This is a genomic window from Maricaulis sp. (assembly GCF_015665295.1).
Lineage (GTDB): Bacteria > Pseudomonadota > Alphaproteobacteria > Caulobacterales > Maricaulaceae > Maricaulis.
The window spans coordinates 31,325-52,521 of the sequence record NZ_JADFAJ010000004.1; the positions used below are offsets into that span (position 1 = coordinate 31,325).

16 protein-coding genes and 2 tRNA genes are annotated in these 21,197 nt (G+C 64.0%); 14 read left to right on the forward strand and 4 right to left on the reverse strand.

Going from position 1 to position 21,197, the window contains the following annotated elements:
• The first annotated feature begins 171 nt into the window (after positions 1-171).
• A complete protein-coding gene (locus QZZ02_RS02765) occupies positions 172-1,107 on the forward strand; it encodes an ABC transporter permease subunit (protein WP_291842140.1) in 936 nt (311 codons plus the stop codon).
• Positions 1,104-2,009 (forward strand): ABC transporter permease subunit, encoded by a 906-nt coding sequence (locus tag QZZ02_RS02770; protein WP_291842142.1) that lies wholly within the window; start codon positions 1,104-1,106, stop codon positions 2,007-2,009. Before QZZ02_RS02765 ends, QZZ02_RS02770 begins: the two co-directional genes overlap by 4 nt.
• Positions 2,010-2,111: 102 nt before the next feature.
• On the opposite strand, the gene QZZ02_RS02775 is transcribed toward QZZ02_RS02770, so the two are convergent.
• Positions 2,112-2,936, reverse strand: coding sequence for a hypothetical protein (locus tag QZZ02_RS02775; protein WP_291842144.1), 825 nt, complete (start codon positions 2,934-2,936; stop codon positions 2,112-2,114).
• A gap of 15 nt (positions 2,937-2,951) precedes the next feature.
• Positions 2,952-3,554: a hypothetical protein gene (locus tag QZZ02_RS02780; protein ID WP_291842146.1), complete on the reverse strand. Its 603-nt coding sequence runs from the start codon at positions 3,552-3,554 to the stop codon at positions 2,952-2,954.
• A gap of 131 nt (positions 3,555-3,685) precedes the next feature.
• On the opposite strand from QZZ02_RS02780, the gene QZZ02_RS02785 reads away from it, so the two are divergent.
• Both QZZ02_RS02785 and QZZ02_RS02790 read left to right on the forward strand, forming a co-directional pair.
• Positions 3,686-5,320 carry a peptide ABC transporter substrate-binding protein gene (locus QZZ02_RS02785; RefSeq protein WP_291842148.1) on the forward strand — a complete coding sequence of 545 codons (1,635 nt, stop codon included), beginning with the start codon at positions 3,686-3,688 and terminating at the stop codon, positions 5,318-5,320.
• Positions 5,321-5,395: 75 nt separating this feature from the next.
• Positions 5,396-6,646: a DUF3667 domain-containing protein gene (locus tag QZZ02_RS02790; protein ID WP_291842149.1), complete on the forward strand. Its 1,251-nt coding sequence runs from the start codon at positions 5,396-5,398 to the stop codon at positions 6,644-6,646.
• An 85-nt stretch (positions 6,647-6,731) separates the two neighbouring features.
• On the opposite strand, the gene sppA is transcribed toward QZZ02_RS02790, so the two are convergent.
• Together sppA and QZZ02_RS02800 are read right to left on the reverse strand one after the other, a co-directional pair.
• Positions 6,732-8,519, reverse strand: a complete 1,788-nt coding sequence (sppA, locus tag QZZ02_RS02795) for a signal peptide peptidase SppA (RefSeq protein ID WP_291842150.1) — start codon at positions 8,517-8,519, stop codon at positions 6,732-6,734.
• Positions 8,520-8,727: 208 nt separating this feature from the next.
• Positions 8,728-8,804 (reverse strand) — tRNA-Pro (locus QZZ02_RS02800).
• A 236-nt stretch (positions 8,805-9,040) separates the two neighbouring features.
• Here QZZ02_RS02800 and QZZ02_RS02805 point away from each other — a divergent pair.
• The 10 genes from QZZ02_RS02805 (at position 9,041) to QZZ02_RS02850 (ending at position 21,060) form a co-directional block, all read left to right on the forward strand.
• Positions 9,041-9,115: transfer RNA gene (locus QZZ02_RS02805), tRNA-Gln, on the forward strand.
• Between the two features lie 102 nt (positions 9,116-9,217).
• The gene (locus QZZ02_RS02810; RefSeq protein WP_291842151.1) at positions 9,218-13,000 is read left to right on the forward strand and encodes an amino acid adenylation domain-containing protein; all 3,783 of its coding nucleotides are present in this window, start codon (positions 9,218-9,220) and stop codon (positions 12,998-13,000) included.
• 469 nt (positions 13,001-13,469) lie between these two features.
• On the forward strand, positions 13,470-14,252 hold the full coding sequence (locus QZZ02_RS02815) for a DUF3450 domain-containing protein (protein WP_291842153.1): 783 nt from the start codon (positions 13,470-13,472) through the stop codon (positions 14,250-14,252).
• Between the two features lie 24 nt (positions 14,253-14,276).
• Positions 14,277-15,665 (forward strand): MotA/TolQ/ExbB proton channel family protein, encoded by a 1,389-nt coding sequence (locus QZZ02_RS02820; RefSeq protein WP_291842155.1) that lies wholly within the window; start codon positions 14,277-14,279, stop codon positions 15,663-15,665.
• A 14-nt stretch (positions 15,666-15,679) separates the two neighbouring features.
• Positions 15,680-16,216 (forward strand): MotA/TolQ/ExbB proton channel family protein, encoded by a 537-nt coding sequence (locus QZZ02_RS02825; RefSeq protein ID WP_366511486.1) that lies wholly within the window; start codon positions 15,680-15,682, stop codon positions 16,214-16,216.
• Positions 16,213-16,620, forward strand: a complete 408-nt coding sequence (locus QZZ02_RS02830) for a biopolymer transporter ExbD (RefSeq protein ID WP_291842159.1) — start codon at positions 16,213-16,215, stop codon at positions 16,618-16,620. The genes QZZ02_RS02825 and QZZ02_RS02830 overlap by 4 nt, the downstream gene beginning before the upstream one ends.
• 11 nt (positions 16,621-16,631) lie before the next feature.
• Complete coding sequence (locus tag QZZ02_RS02835; protein ID WP_291842161.1) at positions 16,632-17,033, forward strand: biopolymer transporter ExbD; 402 nt, start codon at positions 16,632-16,634, stop codon at positions 17,031-17,033.
• A gap of 14 nt (positions 17,034-17,047) precedes the next feature.
• On the forward strand, positions 17,048-17,665 hold the full coding sequence (locus tag QZZ02_RS02840; protein ID WP_291842163.1) for an energy transducer TonB: 618 nt from the start codon (positions 17,048-17,050) through the stop codon (positions 17,663-17,665).
• 140 nt (positions 17,666-17,805) lie between these two features.
• Positions 17,806-19,326, forward strand: a complete 1,521-nt coding sequence (locus QZZ02_RS02845; protein WP_291842165.1) for a tetratricopeptide repeat protein — start codon at positions 17,806-17,808, stop codon at positions 19,324-19,326.
• 273 nt (positions 19,327-19,599) lie between these two features.
• Complete coding sequence (locus QZZ02_RS02850) at positions 19,600-21,060, forward strand: hypothetical protein (protein ID WP_291842167.1); 1,461 nt, start codon at positions 19,600-19,602, stop codon at positions 21,058-21,060.
• Positions 21,061-21,197: the final 137 nt, after the last annotated feature.

Below are 21,197 nucleotides of genomic sequence, written 5' to 3' on the forward strand. Positions count from 1 at the left end.
ATACTGGTCCAGTTTTTTGTCAGTGAGGCGACACCCATGCCCACGCTGTCCCGGACAGCCCCTCTACCCCCGCCAGCCGTGCAGGATGCTGCATTACAGCAACAGACGCTTCATTGACATCACGCGTGGCGCATTGAAACTGCGCGCAACTTGGACTGAGCCGAAGATTTCATGCTTGGATTTGTACTGAGGCGCTTCAGCGTCGCCATCCCGACCATATTGGTGATCATCACGGTCGCCTTTTTCATGATGCGTGTCGCTCCGGGCGGACCGTTCGATCTCGAACGTCCGATGCCGGAAGAGACACGTCAGGTCATCATGGCCAGCTATGGTCTCGATAAGCCACTGATATTCCAGTATTTCGACTATATGGGAAATCTCTTTCAGGGCGATCTCGGACCGTCGCTGAAACTGCGCGACAAGAATGTTGCCGAGATCATCGCGGAAGGTTTCCCCGTGTCTGCCACGATCGGCCTGTTCTCGATGTTGCTGGCCATCGCGCTCGGCACGCTGCTCGGCTCGATCGCGGCGCTCCGGCAGAACACCGGTACGGATTTCTCGGTCATGACCTTCGCAATGGTGGGCATATCGATCCCGCCCTTTGTGATGGGTCCCATTCTGGCGCTGGTCTTCGGTCTCTATCTGGGACTCGTGCCGACCGGCGGGCTTGACCCGCGCTACGGCATGACACCCGACCGCCTCATCCTGCCGGTGATCACGCTGGCCCTGCCGCAGATCGCCATCATTGCCCGCCTGATGCGCGCCTCGATGATCGAGGTGGTGCGTTCCAACTATATCCGGACAGCCCGCGCCAAGGGCCTGTCGGCGCCGGCAGTGATCATCCGCCACGCGCTGCGCTCTGCCATCCTGCCTCTGGTCTCCTATCTCGGACCGGCTTCGGCGGCGGTGATCTCCGGTTCGCTGGTCATCGAGCGCGTTTTCCAGCTGCCGGGTATCGGCAAGCACTTCGTCGATGCCGCCCTGCAGCGCGACTACACGGTGGTGATGGGTGTGGTCATCGTCTATGCGACCCTGATCATCCTGCTCAACCTGCTCGCGGACCTGCTCTATGGCGTTCTCAATCCGAAGGTGAAGTACGAGTCATGACGACGCTTTACACTCCCAAGGAAAAGGCCGAGCTGATCGAGAAGGCCGCTGTCCAGGGCCGGTCGCTCTGGGACGATGCGCGGGTTCGCCTGATGCGCAACAAGGCGGCCGTCACCTCGATGATCGTGCTCGCCATCCTGGTCTTCCTGGCCACGGTCGGCCAGCTGCTCTGGGTGCATGACTACGACACCATTTATCGCGACCGCGTCTGGATCGCGCCGACGCTGGATCACTGGCACATTCTCGGCACTGACGCCCAGGGGCGCGACATGGTCGCGCGGATCCTGGTCGGTCTCGGTGTTTCGCTGATGGTCGGCATCGTGGCGACCTTCGTGTCGCTGCTGATCGGTGTGACCTGGGGCGCCACCGCCGGGTTTATCGGCGGCAGGGTCGACCAGGTGATGATGCGTTTCGTCGACATCCTGTATTCGCTGCCCTTCATCTTCTTCGTCATCATCCTGATGGTGACTTTCGGGCGGAACATCATCCTCATCTTCGTGGCCATCGGTGCCGTTGAATGGCTGACCATGGCCCGCATCGTGCGCGGCCAGACGATCGCCCTCAAGGGCATGGAATTCGTTGAGGCGGCCCATGCCGCCGGCGTGTCGCGGCCCAAGATCATCCAGCGCCACATCATCCCCAACGTGCTGGGCCCGGTGGTGGTCTATGTCACGCTGATGATCCCGGTCGTGATCCTGGCCGAGAGCTTCCTCAGCTTCCTCGGCCTCGGCGTCCAGGAACCGCTGACCTCGCTCGGCCGCCTGATCTCGGCCGGTGCCCAGGACATGGAACCGGCGCCCTGGACCCTGATCGGCCCGGCGGTGACAATGATGGTGACCCTGTTCTGCCTCAACTTCATCGGCGACGGTCTGCGCGACGCGATCGATCCGAAGGACCGCTAGCCCCCGCGCGCGCCGCATGCACCGACGGGCAGGGCGCGCAGGACGAACAAAAAAGGCCGCCGGATCATCCCGGCGGCCTTTTCTCATGGAAGCCGGCTGTCGCTATTCTTCGCGGCGGACCCGGATCGCGCGGCCTTCGCCATTGATGCGCAGCAGGTAGCTGTCGAGCGCCGCACGGCGGATCTCCGCAACATGGCCGTCGCCGCGCGGGAGACGAACCCGTCCGGAATCGGCCTGGCGCCAGACCTGGCCATTGGCCATCTCGAAGATCACCGTATTGTAGCCGACCGTGCGCATGCGTTCGATCTCCATGGAGACGCGGAAGACGTCGCCGTCATCAGCCCGTTCCAGGATGGCAACGCCACCGGGTTCTTCGCTCGGCGCCACCGAGGCCGATGCCGGAGCAGGCTCGGCGCTCGCGACCCGGGCCGGAGGCGCCTGTACCGGGGCCTGTACCGGGGTCTGTATCGGGGCCTGCAGAGGAGCCGGGGTCGGCCGGACGGCCGGTTCGTCCGGCGTTGACGGCGCGCGGGCCGGCGCAGCGGCCGGTGCAGCGGCCGGGGCCGGTGCCGGGGCTGCGGCGTCGCCCGGAATCGGGGCCAGGGCGTCATGTTGCGATCCGGCGCCGCCAAATGCGGCGAGCGAGGGCAGGCGCAGGCGGGGCAGGCTCGGCATGGCGAAGCCAAAACTGTCGCCCTCGACCGCCTCGACATCCTCACGGCTCACCGTCAGCAAATCGCCGGTGCTGCGCGCGGTCGCAAGCTCGGTTGCGGCGCTGTCGAAACAGGCCAGTCGGGCGGAGATGTCGGCAATACCGCGGCAGGCCAGGATATTATCGACGGCGTCGCCGTCCTGGCCGAGTGCCGTGGCTGGCAGGGCCGTGCTGATCATTAGCGCGGCGATCAGGCCGCAGGATGCGTTACGCATGTAAACCTCGATTGCTTATTCGACGCGGACGGCCCGGAAACGGCGACCGCCATTGTCCAGGCGCATGAAATGCGAGCCCAGCGCACCGTCCGAGATGGTCACCGTATAGTCGGTGTCGGCCCGGCTGCGAGTGAGTTGCACATAGGTGCTGTCGGTTTGTCGCCAGACCTGGCCGTTGGCAAGCCGGATGATTTTTTCACCGCTGCGATTTTCGGAAATTTCCAGGACGCGCAGGCCCTCGATCCGGGAGATCTGGCCGCGGTCATTGCGGACGATCACGCGATCGGGAGAGGCCGCCGCGGACTCGATTTCCGCAAGCTCGGTATCGTCTTCGCTGCCGCGCAAAGACAATCCGGGAAGACGCAGCGTTGGAATGCTCAGCCCGTAAGTGGCTTCCTCGGCCGCCTCGATCTGCTCGCGTTCAACCGCGACAACCTCACCCCGCTGGGTCTCGCCGCGCAAGGCATCGACCGCCGCATCCAGACAAACCAGTCGGGCGCTGTCATCCGCGATGTCGCGGCAGGTGAAAAGCGGGTCCAGCGGCGAATCGCTCGCCTGTCCGAGCGCCGGGGCGGTGATCAGGGTGGCAGGCAGAAGAATCAGTAATCGCGCGTTCATGGTGACTCGTGTAAATCTATTTGCTTGTTCGACTATGCGCGACCGCTCGGCCAGTGTCGACCGGCCGGTGATGTTCAGATAGAACATCGCCAACTGACTCGTCGTGCTGCTTCGGAGGGGAGACCGAAACCGTGATCCGCACAAAAATTTTCAAGACTGTCCTCATCACCACCTCAGCGCTGGCCCTGGCCAGCTGTGGCGGCAATGATGCCGCCGATTCCACATCGGTGGTGCTGCACCGGGGAAACAATGCGGAGCCGCTTTCGCTTGATCCGCACAAGGCCTCCGGCACCTGGGAAAACAACATCATTGGCGACATGTTCCTCGGCCTGTTCACGGATGATCCGGACGGCGCGCCGATCCCGGGCATGGCCGAAAGCTGGGAAGTCTCCGAGGATGGCCTGACCTGGACCTTCACCCTGCGGGAAGCGGTCTGGTCGGACGGCGAACGGGTGACGGCTGGTGATTTCGTCTTTGCCTGGCAGCGCATCGCGACACCCACCACCGGTGCACAATATGTCTCTCTGCTGTACCCGATCGCCGGTATCGAGGAAGCCTCGACCGGGGCCGCGGAACCGTCGACCATCGGCGTGCGCGCGATTGATGACCGCACCCTGGAAGTCCAGCTGGTCAATCCGGCGCCCTACCTGCCGGGTCTCCTGACCCACTACACCACCTTCCCGCTCCCGCAGCACGTGGTCGAGGTCTATGGCGATGAATGGGTTCGCCCGGGCAATATGGTGTCGAACGGCGCCTATACGCTCGAGGACTGGCGGACCAATAATTATGTCCATCTGGTCCGCAACGAGAATTTCTACGACGACGCCAATGTCTGTATCGACGACGTGTATTTCTACCCGACCGTCGACAATTCGGCGGCCGGTCGCCGGGTCCGCAATGGCGAGCTTGACCTGAACATGGAATTCCCCGGCCAGCAGATGGAATTCCTGCGCCGTGAAATCCCGGACTATGTCCGCGTGAATCCCTTCATGGGCACGATCTACTTCTCGATCAACACGACCATCGAACAGTTCGACGATGCCAATGTCCGCAATGCGCTGGGCATGGCGATCGATCGCGACTTCATCGCCAACGAGATCCTGAGGGCCGGCCAGCAGCCCGCCTATTCGATGATCCCGCCGGGCGTTGCCAATTATCCGGGCGGTGTCGAGGCCGAGTGGGCCGACATCCCGGTCGAACAGCGCCGCGGGATGGCGCGTGAGCTACTCGAGGCCGCCGGCTATGGTCCCGACAATCCGTTCGAATTCGAGTACACCTATCGTGCGACAGGCGATAATCCGCGCATCGCGCCGGTGGTGCAGAATGACTGGTCGGCGATTGCCGACTGGGTCCAGCCCGAGCTGATCGTCAACGACACGCAGATCCATTACGACAATCTGCGCGCGTCCGATTTCCAGGTCGCAGACGGCGGCTGGATCGCCGACTACAACGATCCCTACAATTTCCTCTTCCTTGGCGAGTATCGGTCGGTGCCGATGAATTATGCCCGCTACAACAATCCGGAATTCGACAGCCTGGTGACCGAGGCCAATCGCGAGCTCGACCTGGAACTGCGTGGCCGCATGATGGCCGAGGCCGAGCAGATGATGATCGACGACATGCCGATCATCCCGATTGTCTTCTACGTCAACAAGAACCTTGTGAACCCGCGTATCACCGGTTGGGAAGACAATCTCACCAACATCCACCGCTCGCGCTTTTTGTGCTTTGCGGACCTGGAAGAGACGGCCGCGACCGACGAGTAGCCGTCGCAGCGCTTGTCAGAGGAGGCCCTGCCGACCTAGCTTGTGCGCGCACAATGCCAGGGGCAGGGCTTTTTCATGACCGGAAGTGATCCCATCAGTGACGCCGTGGTCGCAGGTAGCGCCGCCGGCGAGCTTGGCGACTCGATCCAGGCTTCCAAGCGCAAGAAACGCGCGAGATACTCCGTGTTCGAGGCGCCGACCCCCGCCGGACATTGCTCGAACTGCTCGACCGAGCTGTCCGGCCCGGTCTGTCACAGTTGTGGCCAGACCGCCGACACCTATCACCGGCCGATCTGGGAGTTGCTGACCGACATCCTCGATGGCCTGTTCGGTCTCGAGGGGCGCCTGTGGCGCACCCTTCCGCCGCTGATGTTCCAGCCCGGCAAGATCACCCAGAATTATCTCAGCGGCGTGCGCGCCCGCTATGTCATGCCCTTCCGTCTCTATCTGACGGCGAGTGTGCTGTTTTTCCTGTTTGTTTTCGCCCTTGATGGAATTGGCGGTGGCGGCGATGGCGCGGATCTCGATGCCGCGCGGGAGATCGCGAACGCCGCCGTGGCGGATGGCGAGGCCATCCAGACAAATCTGGCGGAGCTGGACACCCGGCTGGCCGAAGCTGGTATGAGCGCCGAGGAACGTGAGCGGATTGCCCGCCTTGCCGAAACCGGGATCGCCCAGGCGGACGCTGTGCCGGATCTGCCGCCGGAAGTGCAGGAAATGCAAGCGCGGGCCAGTCGCGATGACATCAAGCGACAATTCCGTCAGGCCCTGTTGCCGGAACTCTATCCGTCTGACGCGGCAGACGCGGTCGAGACGCCGGATGGTCCGATCGAGGTTGGCGAGGGCATGACGGTCGACCCCAACGGGCTCGAGGAATTGCCGCTGGAGGCCCGGCAGGCGCTGGTCGAGCGCTTTGATCGCATCATTGACAGCAGGGGCGCGACGCTGGTCGCGTCCATGCAACGCTGGGCGCCGACGATGATGTTCTTCATGCTGCCGCTCTATGCGTTGATGCTGGCGGGCATGCATTTCTACAAGAGGGGCTATTTCTTCTACGATCACCTTGTGGTGTCGCTGCACTTCCACGCCTTCATGCTGTTCCTGATCACGGGGCTTTCGATCGCCGCCTATGTGATCCATGGCGGCATTGTCACCCTGGTCGGACTGATCTGGTCGAACTGGTATCTTTACCGCCTGCACCGGACCGTCTATGCGCACGGGCGTTTTACTTCGCTGCTGCGCGTGGTGATCCTCGATTTTGCCTACGCCATCCTGCTGAGCGTCGGCCTGCTGGGCTTGCTGATCGTGGGCGTGCTGACGTCCTAGCGATCAGCGATCAGCGATCTCGAGATTGGGGACAGGTACAATTAACGCCGCGCGTTAATTGTACCTGTCCCCTTTACTACGCGGCTTACTGCGGCAGGGCTGCATCCGAGCGCATCTGCACGCCGGTCCGTGTCGCGGCCTCGCGGGCTTCCAGGGCGGCGCGGACTTCCGGCAGTTCCATCAGCGCGTTGAGACGGGCGGCGGACTGGGCCGTGTCGGCTGACACGCCGAACATTTCCTGGAAGGCCTCGAGGGCTGAACGCTCGGCCGGGAAGCGGCGCAGGCGGATCGCCTGGTCGGGATCAATGCCGGCGAATTCGCGTGCTGCGCCGATGGCATCGCGCAGGCCGCCAATCTCGTCGACGAGGCCCAGATCAAGCGCCTGTGCGCCGGTCCAGACGCGCCCGCGGGCGATCTCCAGGACGCGTTCCAGAGGCAGGTCGCGGCCATCGGCCACGCGCTGGGTGAAGTCGTCATAGATATCCGACATCTGGTCGCGATAGGCCGCACGCTGCGTCTCGCTCCACGCCTCGGACGCGGAAAAGGCGGTGGCGTATTCGCCGCCGACCGACACCGTCTCGGCATTCAACCCGACGAGGTCGAACGTCCCGTCAAGCACGATCTTGCCGCCGAGAACGCCGATCGATCCGGTCAGGGTGGTCTCGTGGGCCAGCACATAATCAGCCGGTGCGGCGAGGTAGTAGCCGCCGGATGCGGCCAGCGAGGCCATGGAAACCACGACGGGCTTGCCGGCTTCACGGGCCCGGGTGACGGCATGCCAGACCTGATCCGATGCGATGGCCGACCCGCCCGGCGAATCGACCCGGATCACGATGGCGCGCACCGACGGATCGTCGGCCGCGTCGAGAATGGCTTCCGACATGAAGTCGCCGCCAATCATGTTCTCGCCACCGAACGGGCTGGCTGACGGCGAGCCGGTGACGATGGCGCCCTGGCCTTCGATCAGGGCGATGATCGGGCCATTGCTCCAGGCGGGGGTTGCCAGGCTGTTGTACTGGCTGATGTCGACAAAGCGGCCGCCGGTACCGACGCGGGTGAGCGTGGCCTCGCGCGCTTCAATGACATGGCCGAGCTGATCGACCAGGCCCAGCGCCTCGGCTTCTTCGGCCGTGTGCGGTGCGGTTTCAAAAATGTCGCGCAGGGCGGTCTCGGTGAGGCCGCGATCTGCTGCGATATGGCTGACCGCCGTGTCGTAGATCGAGCCCATATAGGACAGGGTCGCCTCACGGTGCGCCTCGGTGAAACCGGACTGGGTGTAGGTGTTGGCGGCGTTCTTGTACTCGTGGAACTGCTCGAACTGGGGAACCGCGTCGAAATGCTCGAACAGCCCGCCCAGGAAAGTCACTTCCGAGGCGATGCCGGCCGGGGTGAAATTGGCCGTATCCTGCAGCCAGATCTGGTCCGATCCGGAGACCGCGAAATAGCCTGTGACCGTGGTGCCCTCGAAGCCCTGGGCATGGGTGATGACAAATTTGCCGGCGGCGCGGAAATCGGCGATGGCGCCACGAATCTCTTCCGCAGCACCCGGCGACATCCCGAATTCATTGGCGCGGATGAAGAGCCCGGCGACCCGGTCGTCGGATTCAGCCTGTTCCAGCGTCCTCACCACATCAACCACCGACAGCGGCTCGGCAAAGCCGAAGGGCGTGCGTGACGGACTGTCCAGACGTCCCTCGCGCAGGTCGAGCTCCAGGACCATGGCGGTTTGGGGCAGGGCCGTCTCGGTCCGCGCGCCCTCGACCAAGGTGCCGATGACGGCACCGATAAGGAAGACGCCGAGCACGACGGTCAGCAGGGATCCGACGACAACGCCGACGATTGACCCGAAGAATGTAATCCAGAACTGTTTCATAAGAGCCCTTTCGCCCCGCGCTTTCATGATCTCGCCCAGGCACTGCAAGAAGCAGTCCTGTTCGCAGTATTATGTAGGTGCTGGATGCAATTGGGTCGAGGGATGCCGCAGCCTGCGATCCCGCACAGCGGAAACGGCGTGCGCCGCCAGTGTTCGCGGGCGGTTTGCCCGAACGGGGCGAGAGGTATGAAACGAGGCGGGAAATGAATGGTCGGAGTAGCAAGATTCGAACTTGCGACCCCCGCCTCCCGAAGACGGTGCTCTACCAGGCTGAGCTATACTCCGAACCGAGGCGCGGCTTATAGCCAACTCTTCTGCCCCGTGCAACGCGGCAAAGACAGCGGTTGCGGGGCGCGTGCAGTCAGCCGTCTGAAGCCTCGGCAAACGCCGGTGCCAACAGGCCGGTCAGGGCGGGTGGCTGCAAATTCTGTCATTTGAACTGCCATCAACCGCACTGCGCCGTTGCATCCCTCCGGAGGGTTCTGTAATTACCGCCAACCGTCGTTACTGGCGGTCACGGTTGGGGCGTCGCCAAGTGGTAAGGCACCGGTTTTTGGTATCGGCATTCCCAGGTTCGAATCCTGGCGCCCCAGCCAACTCATCCGTAACCACTTGTCCTGAATCACGAATTCGGGACACTGCAAGTTCAGGACCTGCCTATGCAGGGGGCCTGTCACGCGGGTCTGCAGGTGGATGGATTGACCACTCAAATCTCGACATCCCACAGCCAGGAAGCGCTGTGGCTTGACGGTGAGGGCGCGGTCGATCCGGCCCGGCACAACCTGCTTTGGTGTGTGCGGCTGGACGGGCCCGTCGACCTCGCGGCGCTGGAAGCAGCCCTGACCCGCATCATCGAGCGGCATGAGGCCTTGCGGACCGTTTTCCGGTTTGCCGAGACCGGCCTGACCGGGCTCCGCCTGGAAGCGGATCCGGTGCATCTCGACGTCATTGACCTGACCTGTCTTGACAGTGCGGGCCGGGCCGCGCGCCTCGATGATTTCGGGCTCATGCCCTATGTCCTCGGGACCGGCCCCCTCTACCGCTTCGCGCTGTTCACCGCCGACGGCGAATCCGGCCGACTGGCCTGCGGCTTTCACCACCTGGTCATGGATGGCGGGTCCTGGATCCGCTTCTACAACGAGCTGGCGCTGGAGCTGGCCGGTGAGGCCGTTGCCGCTGCGCCATGCAGCTATGCCGATTGGGCTGCAGCGGAGCGGCAACGTCTGGCGGCCCCCGAGGCTGGCGCAAGCGCGCGGGACCACTGGCATGCGGTGACCGGCGGGCGTACGGCTGCCTGGCCGCTGCCCTGGCAGTCTGCGCCCCGGCCTGCCGCCGATGCGGGGCCGCGCGGCCGGGTATCCTCGGCCGCCCTGCCGGCAACGCTTCATGACACGCTGCAGGATCTGTCAGCGCGCGTCGGCGTGTCACCCTTCCGGATACTGGCCGCAGCGCTGGCGGCCTGGATCGCGGCCCTGTCGGAACGCCGACGCCTCGCCCTCTCGACCGTCTTCACCGGCCGCGATCACGCGACTGCCGACATGATCGGCTATTTCGTCCAGCTCGGCCTCATCATGGTCGAGCCAGGCCCTGATGACAGCCTGGTCAGCCTGGTGCGGCAGGTCGATGCCAGCATCCGCGCGGCGCGGCAGCATGAAACCTATCCGGCAGCGCTGGCCCTGCGCACGCTGCGTCGCGATCATGATCCGGCCCGGATGCCGTTCTCGCCGGTTTCGGTCGTGCGCATGCCCGACGGGCCGCCGCGCTGCGCCGGGGCGCTGACCCTGTCGCAACACCGTGTCTTCCTTCCGGTCGCCGACCGGGCGGTCTCGGTCTATGTCGAGCCGGGCCAGGCCGGGACGCGGCTGAGCTGGGTTGTGCGCCGGGATTTGGTCGATGCAGCCGGCCTGGCGCGCATGGTCACCGGCTTCACGGATTTTCTGACCGCCGCATTGGCCGAACCCGACCGTCAGCTGGACGCGCTGGCGCGCGTGTCGCCGGCCGCCGCGGTCGAGGTCGAGCGATTGGGGCGCGGGCCTGACGAGCCGCGCCTGCCGGGGCAACGCCTGCATCAGCCCCTTCTTGACCAGGTGGTCCGCACCCCTGATCGGATTGCGCTCGTCGAGGGCGAGCGCAGCTGGCGCTACCAGGAACTGGCTGCGCGGGCTGCGCGCCTGGCCGGTGAGCTGGTTGCGGCCGGCACGAAGCCGGGCGAGGCGATCGGACTGGTCATGCCGGTCAGCGCCGAACTGGTGATTGCCGAGCTGGCCTGCATGATGGCTGGCCTGGTTTTCACGCCGCTCGACCCGGACTGGCCGGTCGCCCGGATCCGGGCCGTGCTCGACCAGCTTGATGCGCCGGTCGCACTGAAGCGCTCCGCCGATGATGTCGCTGACGAGCTGACCGGCATTGACTGGCTTGCAGTTGATGCCGGCCAGGATCTGGCGGATGTGGCCGCCACCCCCTTCCGGCCTGGTCGACTGGATGCCTTGCCCGACCCGGCGCCGCTCTATTGTTTCTTCACCTCCGGCTCGACGGGGCGCCCCAAAGGGGCGGTGAACTCCCATGCCGGCGTGCTGAACCGGCTGCAGGCGATGAGCGAAATGTTCGGCGTGCCGTCCGGCGATGTCGTGTTGGCGGGTGCCGCGGGCACGACCGACACCTCTGTCTGGCTGTTCTTCTGGCCGTTGCTGCACGGCGGACGCACGGTTCTGGCATCGCGCGAGACCATGGCCGTGCCGGAGCAGATTACCGCATTGTGTCGCCGCGCCGGCGTGACGGTGACCGACATGGTGCCCGCCATGTTGCATGACTGGGTGGCGCATCTGTCTGCCCTGCCGCGCAATGGCAGCCCGTTGCCACGTCTGCGCCTGTTGTCGGTGGGTGGCGAGACGATGCGCGCCGCCGATGTGAAAGCCGTGCATACCCTGCTGCCGCATGTCGGCGTCTATAACACTTACGGCCCGACCGAAGCGTCGATCGGCACCGTGTTCCACCGGGTCGAGCGGGGCGCCACCGACCCGGTACCCATCGGCCGTCCCCTGGCCAATGTCCGCGTTGCCATTGTCGATGCGGCGGGACGGGCGGCGCCGGTCGGGATCCCCGGCGAGCTGTGCCTGGCCGGGACCTGTCTCGGACTTGGTTATCTGGGCAATGCCGAGGCGAGCCGGCGTGTTTTTGTCGATCTCAGCCCGTTCGGCGGCACGCCGCGTCGTTATTACCGAACGGGCGACCGGGCCTGGCTCGACGAGACCGGGGTCTTTCATTTCCTCGGGCGCATCGACCATCAGGTCCAGATCAATGGCAACCGGGTCGAGCCCGGCGAGGTCGAGGCCGCCCTGCACCGGCTTGCCGGGATATCCCAGGCGGCGGTCATTCCGGAACGGGCCGATGCGGACGCTGCGGCCACCGGACTTGTCGCCTATGTCGAGGCGCAGACACCCGGTGCGGCGCCGGACCTGGCTCAGATCAGGCGTGCCCTGTTGTCAGTCCTGCCGCGCCACATGCTGCCGACCCGCCTGGTCGTGCTTGAGCATCTGCCGCTGACCGGGACCGGCAAGCCGGACCGGGTGGCGCTCAAGGCGGCCGATCGCGGCGCTGTCATGCAGGCACGGCGTGCCCGCGCGCCCGAAACCCCGCTGGAGACCGACATCGCGCGAGTCTGGTCGGACACGCTCGGACTGGCGGAAATCGGCACGGAGGACGACTTCTTCACCGATCTGGGCGGGGATTCGCTGCGTGGACTGCAGGCCATGCTGGGGCTGGAGAGCCTGATCGGGCTGCCGGCCGGATTGCGCACGCTCTATGAGGCCCCGACCGTGCGACAGCTGGCGGCCCGCTTTGGCGAGGCGCCCGGCCTGGGCGCGCGCAACCGGCTGACCGCAGTCACAGACCGCCTGCAGCGCTCGCTGGCCGGCTGGCCGGGCCGCCCGGTGCGTCCGGGCGGGTTGCTGCGGACGCTCGGACCGGAAGACACGCCGGCCCACATGTTCTGGTGCTGCCAGACAGGGCGCGAGATGGAGCAGCTGGCGGCGGCGCTGGGCGCCGGGACCGGTTTCACGGCCATGCGGTCGGGGCATCTGGTGATGGATTACGAGCCGGACCTGGTGACGGCCCTGGCAGAACGCTATGCCGACGAGGTGGAGGCCTTGCGCCCGGACGGGGCGATCCTTGTCGGTGGCAATTGCCAGGGCGCCCGCATTGCCATCGCCGTGGCGGGCGTGCTGACGGGCCGTGGTCGCAAGGTTTCACGCGCCATCCTGCTCGACCAGACCGAATTTGAGACCGTGCCGTGTCCGGTCACGCTGGTTCTGGGGGCCGTCAGTCATGTCGGCAGCGGCCGGCAGGACCAGGCGCTGCAGGCCCGCCTCGCGGCGCAATGCCCGTCCGGTCTGACAATGGCCGTGCTTCCCGGCGCGCACGGCGAGTATTTCCGGACCGGGAATGTCGAAGTGCTCGCCGATATCATCCGGCAGGCATTGTAAGACCGTCATCACCGAAATGTGAGTATGAGTTTTCTTGTCCGGGTCAGCGCAGACAACGTGTCTGGCAAGGCAACCGGATGGTGCTTACCGTACTATCTTTGGGCGAACTGCCGCGCGCGGATGATCCTGTCAGGCGAATCCTGCCTTATTCTGCGCAGTTCAGGCCGCATTGCAGCCACAAAGATGTATTGATCGTAGTGTAACGCTGGTGTTAGCGTTCAACGGATTTTCAAGCGGCGCGCCTGCGCCGACGAGATGGCGGGGAAACCGTCACGGACCGGGTGGCCTGCAGTTGCGGTAACCACTCATGCAGACTTGGGACGCTAAGTCGCTGTATCGGCGGTTTGGCTAGGCCGCTTGAACCAAGGGTAGGGGCCAGGCCAGCAGGTTATGCTGGCTCAGCATCGAAGTTTTATTGGGGCGGGGAGTCTTCCGGGACGAACCCGCATTGACCATTGTGAGGCGAGAAATGGTGAACTTGAAGAATTTGGTTCGCGCGTCGCTTATGGCGACTGTGGCGGCGGGCGCCTTTGGGGGGGCCGCCGTAGCGCAGCTGAACCAAACGCTCGAAGTCGCGCGTGGTGATACGCAGAACGGGGCTCAGACCCAGGCGCGTATCGAACAGCTGGATGACCAGCGGACTGACATCGAACTGGAATATCGTGCGCTGCTCGAGCAGATCGAGTCGCAGCGTCTGTTCGTCGAGCAGCAGCAGGTCTTCCTCCGCTCGCAGGAGAATGAGATCGCCTCGCTCGAGCAGCAGATCGGCCGCGTCGACAATATCGAGCGTGACCTGGCTCCGATGATGCGCGAAATGGTCGTGCTTCTTGAAGAATTCGTGGCCCTCGACCTGCCGTTCCGCCTTGAGGGCGAAGCCGGTCGTCTGGCTCGTATCGAGCGCCTGTACGAATACATTGATGATCCGAACATCTCGCCGGCCGAGCGCTATCGCCTGATCCTGAACGCTTATGACATCGAAGCCTCTTACGGCCGCGGTGTGAACACCTATGACGAGGAAGTCCTTGAAGACGGTGTGCCGGTTCAGGTGAAAGTCCTGCAGATCGGTCGCGTCGCGATGATCCGCCGTTACCCCGACAACAGCCTGACGATGCTGCACAACGGCTCGTCTGACTGGGAAGCCCTTCCGGGCAGCTATCTTGCCAACGTGACCCGCGCCATCCGCATCGCCGATGAAGTGACGACCCCGTCGATCTTCCTCGCGCCGCTGCCTGGCCCGACGGTCGCCCAGTAACGGCTTGGAACGGAGAGTTAAGTTATGAAGACCACCATGAAGATGCTCGCCGCCGCCGTTTCGCTTGGCGTGGCTCTTACCGCCGGTGCTGTGGCCCAGACCCAGCCGGCCGGTTCCCTCAATGAACTCCTCAACCGCGTGCGTTCCGACGTCCGTGAAGCGAGCGCCGAAAACGCCGCCCGCCTGCGCGAGTTCCAGTCCTCAACCAACACCCAGCAGGCCCAGCTCAATACGGCCCGGGGTGAACTGTCTGCCCTCGAGCGTCAGGCGACCCAGCTGTCGGCTGACTTTGAAGCCAACCAGGTGCGTATTGACGAGCTCGATGCCGAGCTTCGCCAGCGCCAGGGTGCCTTCGGTGAGCTGTTTGGCGCTGCGCGCCAGTCGGCCGGCGAATTCGCTGCCATCCTGAACCAGTCGGTGATTTCGGCCCAGTTCCCGGGTCGCGCCGATGCGCTGGAAACCCTGTCCGAAAGCCGGACCCTGCCGACCCGTGCGGAACTCGACTTCATTCCGCGTCGTGTCATCGAAGAGATGATCCAGCAGCAGCAGGTCGTCACCTTCAATGGTCGTGTGACCGGTCTCGGCGACGGTGCCGCGGTTCCGATCACCCGCGTTGGTCCGTTCCTGGCTTTCACCAGCTACAACAACAACCAGCGTTTCGCCCTCTGGGGTGAGAGCGAGAACACCGGCGCCTACTCGCTGACCGACATGCCGGCCCAGCCGCCGGCGAACTTCCTCGGTGCGGCGTCGACCCTGTTCAACGCCGATCCGAACGAGATCGTCGAAGGTGTCGTCGATCCGTCGCGCGGCGCCCTGCTGAACATCTACAAGGACGTTCCGGACCTCAATGAGCGTATCGCTCAGTCGGGCAATGTCGGCCTGGTCATCATCGGCCTGCTGGTCATCTCTGCCCTGTTCGGTATCTTCCGCATGATCACCCTGCTGATGACGCAGGCAGCTGTCTCGGGCCAGAAGCGCAAGTCTTCCGGTTCCAAGGGTAACCCGCTGGGCCGTGTCATGCTGGCTTATGAAGGTGCCAAGGACAAAGACGTCGAGACGATGGAACTCAAGCTCGACGAAGCCATCCTGCAGGAAACGCCGAAGCTCGAATTCGGTCTCAACTTCCTCAAGCTGGCTGCCGGTATCGCACCGCTGCTGGGTCTTCTGGGTACCGTCACCGGTATGATCAAGACCTTCACCCAGATCACCCTGTTCGGTACGGGTGACCCGAAAATCATGGCCGGTGGTATCTCCGAAGCCCTGATGACCACGGTTCTGGGTCTCATCGCGGCGATCCCGCTTCTGTTCATCCACAGCTTCGCGCAAAGCTTCGCGCGCGGCGTTCAGCAGGTGCTCGAAGAGCAGGCGGCTGGCATGATCGCCCGTCACGCTGAAGAACGCGCACAAGGCTAACCGGAGGAAGCGTTATGGATTTCCAGGCCGTACAAACCGGCCTTCAGGAGTTCCTCGAGCGCGGGGGCCCCGTCCTGGTTGTCATCATGGCAACTACATTTGTGATGTGGGCCTTTATCCTCGAGCGCTTCGCCTATTTCTACATGGCCCATGAGGGCTTTGCGAAATCGGCGAAGAGGGAGTGGAATGCGCGGGCAGACCGGAATAGCTGGTATGCCCACGCCATCCGCGACCAACTCATCTCGGAGGTCAAATCGCGTTGCGATCAGAATGTCGAGCTGGTGAAAACCCTCGTCGCTGTCGCTCCGCTCTTCGGACTGTTGGGAACAGTGACCGGCATGGTCTCGGTTTTCGACGTCATGTCGATTTCGGGTTCCTCGGACGCCCAGGCCATGTCGGCCGGTGTCTCGCGGGCCACGATCCCGACCATGGCTGGCATGGTGGCGTCCCTTTCGGGTCTCATCTTCGCCAACCAGATCGAAATCCTCGCCAAGCGTCGCGTGTCGAAGCTTGCTGATGAGCTCGAGATCGGTGAGGGGGCTGTGGAATGAGGCGTCGTCAAAAACACAAGGACGATCAGGCCGAAGTGAACATGACGCCGATGCTCGACATCGTGTTCATCCTGCTCATCTTCTTCATCGTCACCGCCACCTTCCTCTCGGAAGAAGGCATCGACATGCGTCCGCCTGCGGACAATCCGGACGATCCGCCGCCTGACGCGGCACCGCCGATCGTGATCCAGGTTGATGGCGATAACGAGATCTTCGTCAACCAGGTCCGGACCGACGTTGATCGCGTCCTGTCGGCCGTCAACCGCTTCCGGGCGGAGGAGCCGAGTTCCGCGGTGCTTCTTGAAGTCTATGACGAAGCCGATCATGGCATCATCGTTCAGATCTGGGATGAAATGGGCGTCAATGGCGTTCCGGTTTCGATCCAGCGTCAGACCGACGGATAGGGGAGGTTTACATGTCTAGACGTGCAAGCCGCGTGAGTACCGATGAGGAAGAGGTCGAACTGAACATGACGCCCATGCTGGACGTCGTCTTCATCCTCCTGATCTTCTTCATCGTCACCTCCGTCTTCATCAAGGAGCCCGGTGTGGACACTGTCCGCCCGGACGCCCTGACCGAAGAGGATGAGAACCCTTCCATGCTCGTTGCCGTGACCGCGGATAACGAGATCTGGGTCAATCGTCGGGTCTATGAAATGAACGAGCTTCGGGGGGTCATCGAGCAGTTGCTGCAAGAGAACCCCAAGGGTCGTGCCATGATCCAGGGTGATGAAAGTGCGAATATCGGTCTGATCCTCGACGTCCAGGAGCTCCTTTCGGAGATGGAAGTCGAAGTGAAGATTTCGACATTCCAGTAGCGGGAGGAGAGAAAATGGGAAGTTTCATACGTCTCGTTATCGGTGTCCCGCTTGCGGCCATCATCACGGTGTTCCTGTTTTATGTGATGCAGGACCTGATCAAGACCGAAGAGGTCCAGCAGGACGAGGCGGCTGACGATCTGGTCTTCTCGATCAATGATGAAGTGGCCGAGGTGGAAGCCCGTCGCCGCGACACCACGATCGAGGATGTCCAGCAAGTCGATCCGCCACCCCCGCCGCCGCAGATCGAGCGGCAGCGTGCGGAACAGCCGTCGGAAGGTCTCGCCACCGTCATGGGTGCGATTCCGGACTTCGAGGCACCGCAGCTCAACTCGGACAGCGTCAACTTCTCGGTCTCTGACCGGGATGCCCAGCCGCTGGTCCGGATCGAGCCGCAATACCCGCTTCGTGCCGCCGAGCGCGGCATTGAGGGGAGTTGCTGGGTTCGCTTTGATGTGACGCCGGACGGTACGCCGACCAATGTCGACATCTACCGCTGTGACAGCTCCTTCTTCGAGAGCGCGTCGCGTCGGGCTGTCGAGCGTTGGCGGTACAATCCGAAAGTCGAAAACGGTATTCCGGTCGCCCGTCGTGGCGTGGAAACCCGCTTTGACTTCCGCTTGGCCGACTAGTGTTCGGGCGCGGCGGGCCTGACCGGTCCGCTGCGTCCCCGCTGGCCGCCCGGGATGAACCAAGGACCGGTGCGGTCCGCATCCCGCGAGATTTTGGAAAGCCGACCCGGGGAGTTGGGGTTGGTATGAAGGAGCCATCGATGATCCGTTTCAACGGTTTCGATACATCAGGCCTGTTGCGCTCTGTCGCGACGCTTGCTCTCGCCGTTTCGCTGGCCGGAGTCATGATTTCCGATGCCGATGCGCAGCGTCGACGGAACAATAACGACGAAGACGCCGAGCAGAACCAGGCTGAACGGGTCTTCTCGGCGGCCATTGGCCAGATCGTTCTGGAAGCCCAGGAATTCCAGTCGAATGACCAGTTCCAGGAGTCGATTACGGCCCTCAACCGGGCCCTCGGCAACTCCGGGATCAACCCGTACGAGCGCATGATCTCGCTGCAGATGCGAGGCCGGGGCTATTACGAGCTGGAGCAGGTTTCGCGGGCCATCCAGGACTGGGAAGCGGCGATCGCCACCGGCGCCATGCTGCCCCAGGAAGTCTCTGACCTGCGCATCAATATCGGCCAGCTGTACATTTCCGAGGGTGACTACACCCGCGGTATCCAGGCGCTGGAAGCAGCCGTTGCCCAGCTGGGCGTCGATGCCCTCAACCCGCGCGTCATGCGCATGCTGGCCCAGGCCTATGCCCAGGCCGAGCGTTATCGTGACGGTGTTGTCTGGGCCGAGCGTTTCTGGAACGCCCAGCCGGCGGGCGAACGGGTTCGTGGTGACTATTCGCTGATGCTGTTTTTCTACCAGCAGCTCGAGCGCATCCCGGACCAGTTCCGTATCATCGAGGAGATGGTCCAGCGCTGGCCGACCGAGAAGAGCAATTGGCGGTCCTACGCCTCTCTGCTGGCCCAGACGGGTCGCGAGCAGGATGCGTTTGAAGCCAACAAGATCATGTACATCAACGGCATGCTCACCGAGAGCCGTGAAGTCGTGGCCCTGGCCCAGTACTATTCCTTCTATGAATACCCCTATCGTGGCGCTGTGGTTCTCGAGCGCGAGCTCAATGCCGGCGTCGTCGAGCGGACCCGCAACAATCTCAGCCTTCTTGCCAATATGTGGCGTCAGGCGCGTGAGTGGGAGCGGGCCATCCCGGTTCTGCGCCAGCTGGCTCAGCTGACCGGTGACGGTGACGATTATCTCAAGCTGGCCGAGGCCCTCTGGCAGCGTCGTGAACTCGACGAGGCTGAAGACGCCTTCACCGAAGCGCTCAACCGCGGCGGCCTTGACCGTCCGGGTGATGCGTGGACGCTGCTGGGCAATGTGCGGGCCGAGCTTGGCCGCGAGGAATCGGCCCTGGCCGCCTTCCGCGAGGGCGCGCGCTACCCGTATTCGCGCCGCACGGCCAATGGCTGGGCCACCTTCATCACCAACCGCCAGCGTGCCGCGCGGGAACGTGTCGAGATCCGTGAACGCGTCCGCCAGGACGAGTGCCGCTTCTCGATCAGCGATCTTCTCGAAACGGCCACCCTGCTGGGTGATATCGACGAGGATGGCCGCATCGTGGTCGATGTGCCGGAGCGCTGTACCGACCTGTACAATGTCCATGGCGAGCGTCTTGACGCCGTTGCGACAGCCCAGGAAAACGGCACGGGTGGCGACGCCGGCTAGACCGGATTGCCACTGAGAATGACCAACGCCCCGGCTGCCTGCAGCCGGGGCGTTTTCATGTTCGCATCAGGCTGTCCCGATCCCGGCCTGTCCCGATCCCGGCCTGTCCCGATCCCGGCCTGTCCCGATCCCGGCCTGATCGCCCCAGGCGGGCGCCTCGCCCAAAAGACAACCCCAAATCGCCGCATTCCCGCCATCTTGGGCGGCAAGACTTTCATTACATGACGGTAATGCCGGGCTGGGGAGTTCGCGTCATGGCTTGGGGAGAAGGACATGGACACACCGGTTTGTCCGGCGCGCAATGCCGGCTGGCCCCGCCTTGCGGTGGCGGCCTTGGCAATATCACTCATGGTTTTCGGCCACCCATTCGCTGCCGCGTTCGCCGATGACCGGCCCGGCGGCACCCTGTCGCCGCCGGTGGCAGCCCGATTGCTGGAATTGATCGAGCTGGAGGGCCTGGAGGCCTGGGACGAGGCGGAGGCCGGCTATGCCGCAATGATCGAGGGCTGGTCGCTGAGCCCCTATGAGCGGGCCATCCTGCTGCGCCAGCGCGGCCGTGCCCGCTATGAACTCGACAGCATGGACGGCGCCATCAGCGACTGGCGCACCGTGATTGCGCTGGCAAATCTTCCCGATGACGATTTGAACGCGCTGCGGATCAATACCGGACAGCTTCTGATGGTCGATGGCCAGTATCGCGCCGGCATCAATCTGACCGAGGCGGCGATCGGACATGGCGTTGCGGTGAACGCCGACCTCGCGATGCGACTGGCCCAGGCCTATGCCCAGGACGATGATCATCAGGGCGGCCTGGCCTATGCCCGCGATGCGTTCACGCTTGCCGAGGCAGACGGTGCGGAGGGGCGGCAACACATTTCCGTCCTGCTCTATTACTACCAGCAGCTCGAACGCCTGCCCGACCAGATGGCGCTGATGGAGCTGATGGTGGCGCGCTGGCCCGATGAGAAGGCCAACTGGACCAGCTATGCCGCATTGCTGGCACAAAATGGCCGGGAGGCTGATGCCTTCGAGGTCAATCGCATCATGTATCTGAACGGCATGCTCACCTCGAGCGAGGAGCTGGTACGGCTGGCGCAATACTATTCCTATTACGACTACCCTTATGGCGGCGCGGTCATGCTCGAGCGCGAGCTCAATGCCGGGCGGGTTGAAGCGTCTGTGAGCAATTTGCAGCTGCTGGCCAATCTCTGGCGGCATGCCCGTGAGTGGGAGCGCGCCCTGCCGGTTCTGGAACGCGTCGCCACCACGTCGGGCCATGGCCGTGACTACGAGGCCTATGGCGAGGCACTGTACCGGGCCGCGCAGTTCAGCGAGGCCGAGGCGGTATTCCTGCAGGCCATCAATCGCGGCGGCCTGTCTCGGCCCGGGGATACCTGGACCTATGTCGGCAATGCCCGCATGGAACTCGGCCGGCTGAACGCCGCCGAACAGGCCTTCCTGCGGGCGCTTGACTGGGATTACTCACGTGCCGGGGCGCAGGGCTGGCTCGATTTCATCGCGTCCAAGCGCGCTGTCCTGCGCGCGGCTCGCGAGCTGGAAATCCTGACCACGATCGAGTCCTGCGAAATCGACATCGAACGGCTTCGTCGCCAGGTCGTGGTGTCCGAGGACGAGTATGACAGCGAGGGCCGGCGCGTACTGGCACTGCCAGCCCCGTGCGAGCCCTGGTTTGACAGCTATGGCCATCGCCTGCCGGATCCGGAGCGGACTTGAGGCCGGCCCGGACAAGACCCCGCAATCGCCCCATTTGACCGTGATTGCGCCCCGCTTTTGCCCCGCCGCGTGGCGAGGCTGATCCTGCGGCCGGGCCTCGTGTTGTGAGGACGGGCCGCACCGGCCAACCCGGCGCC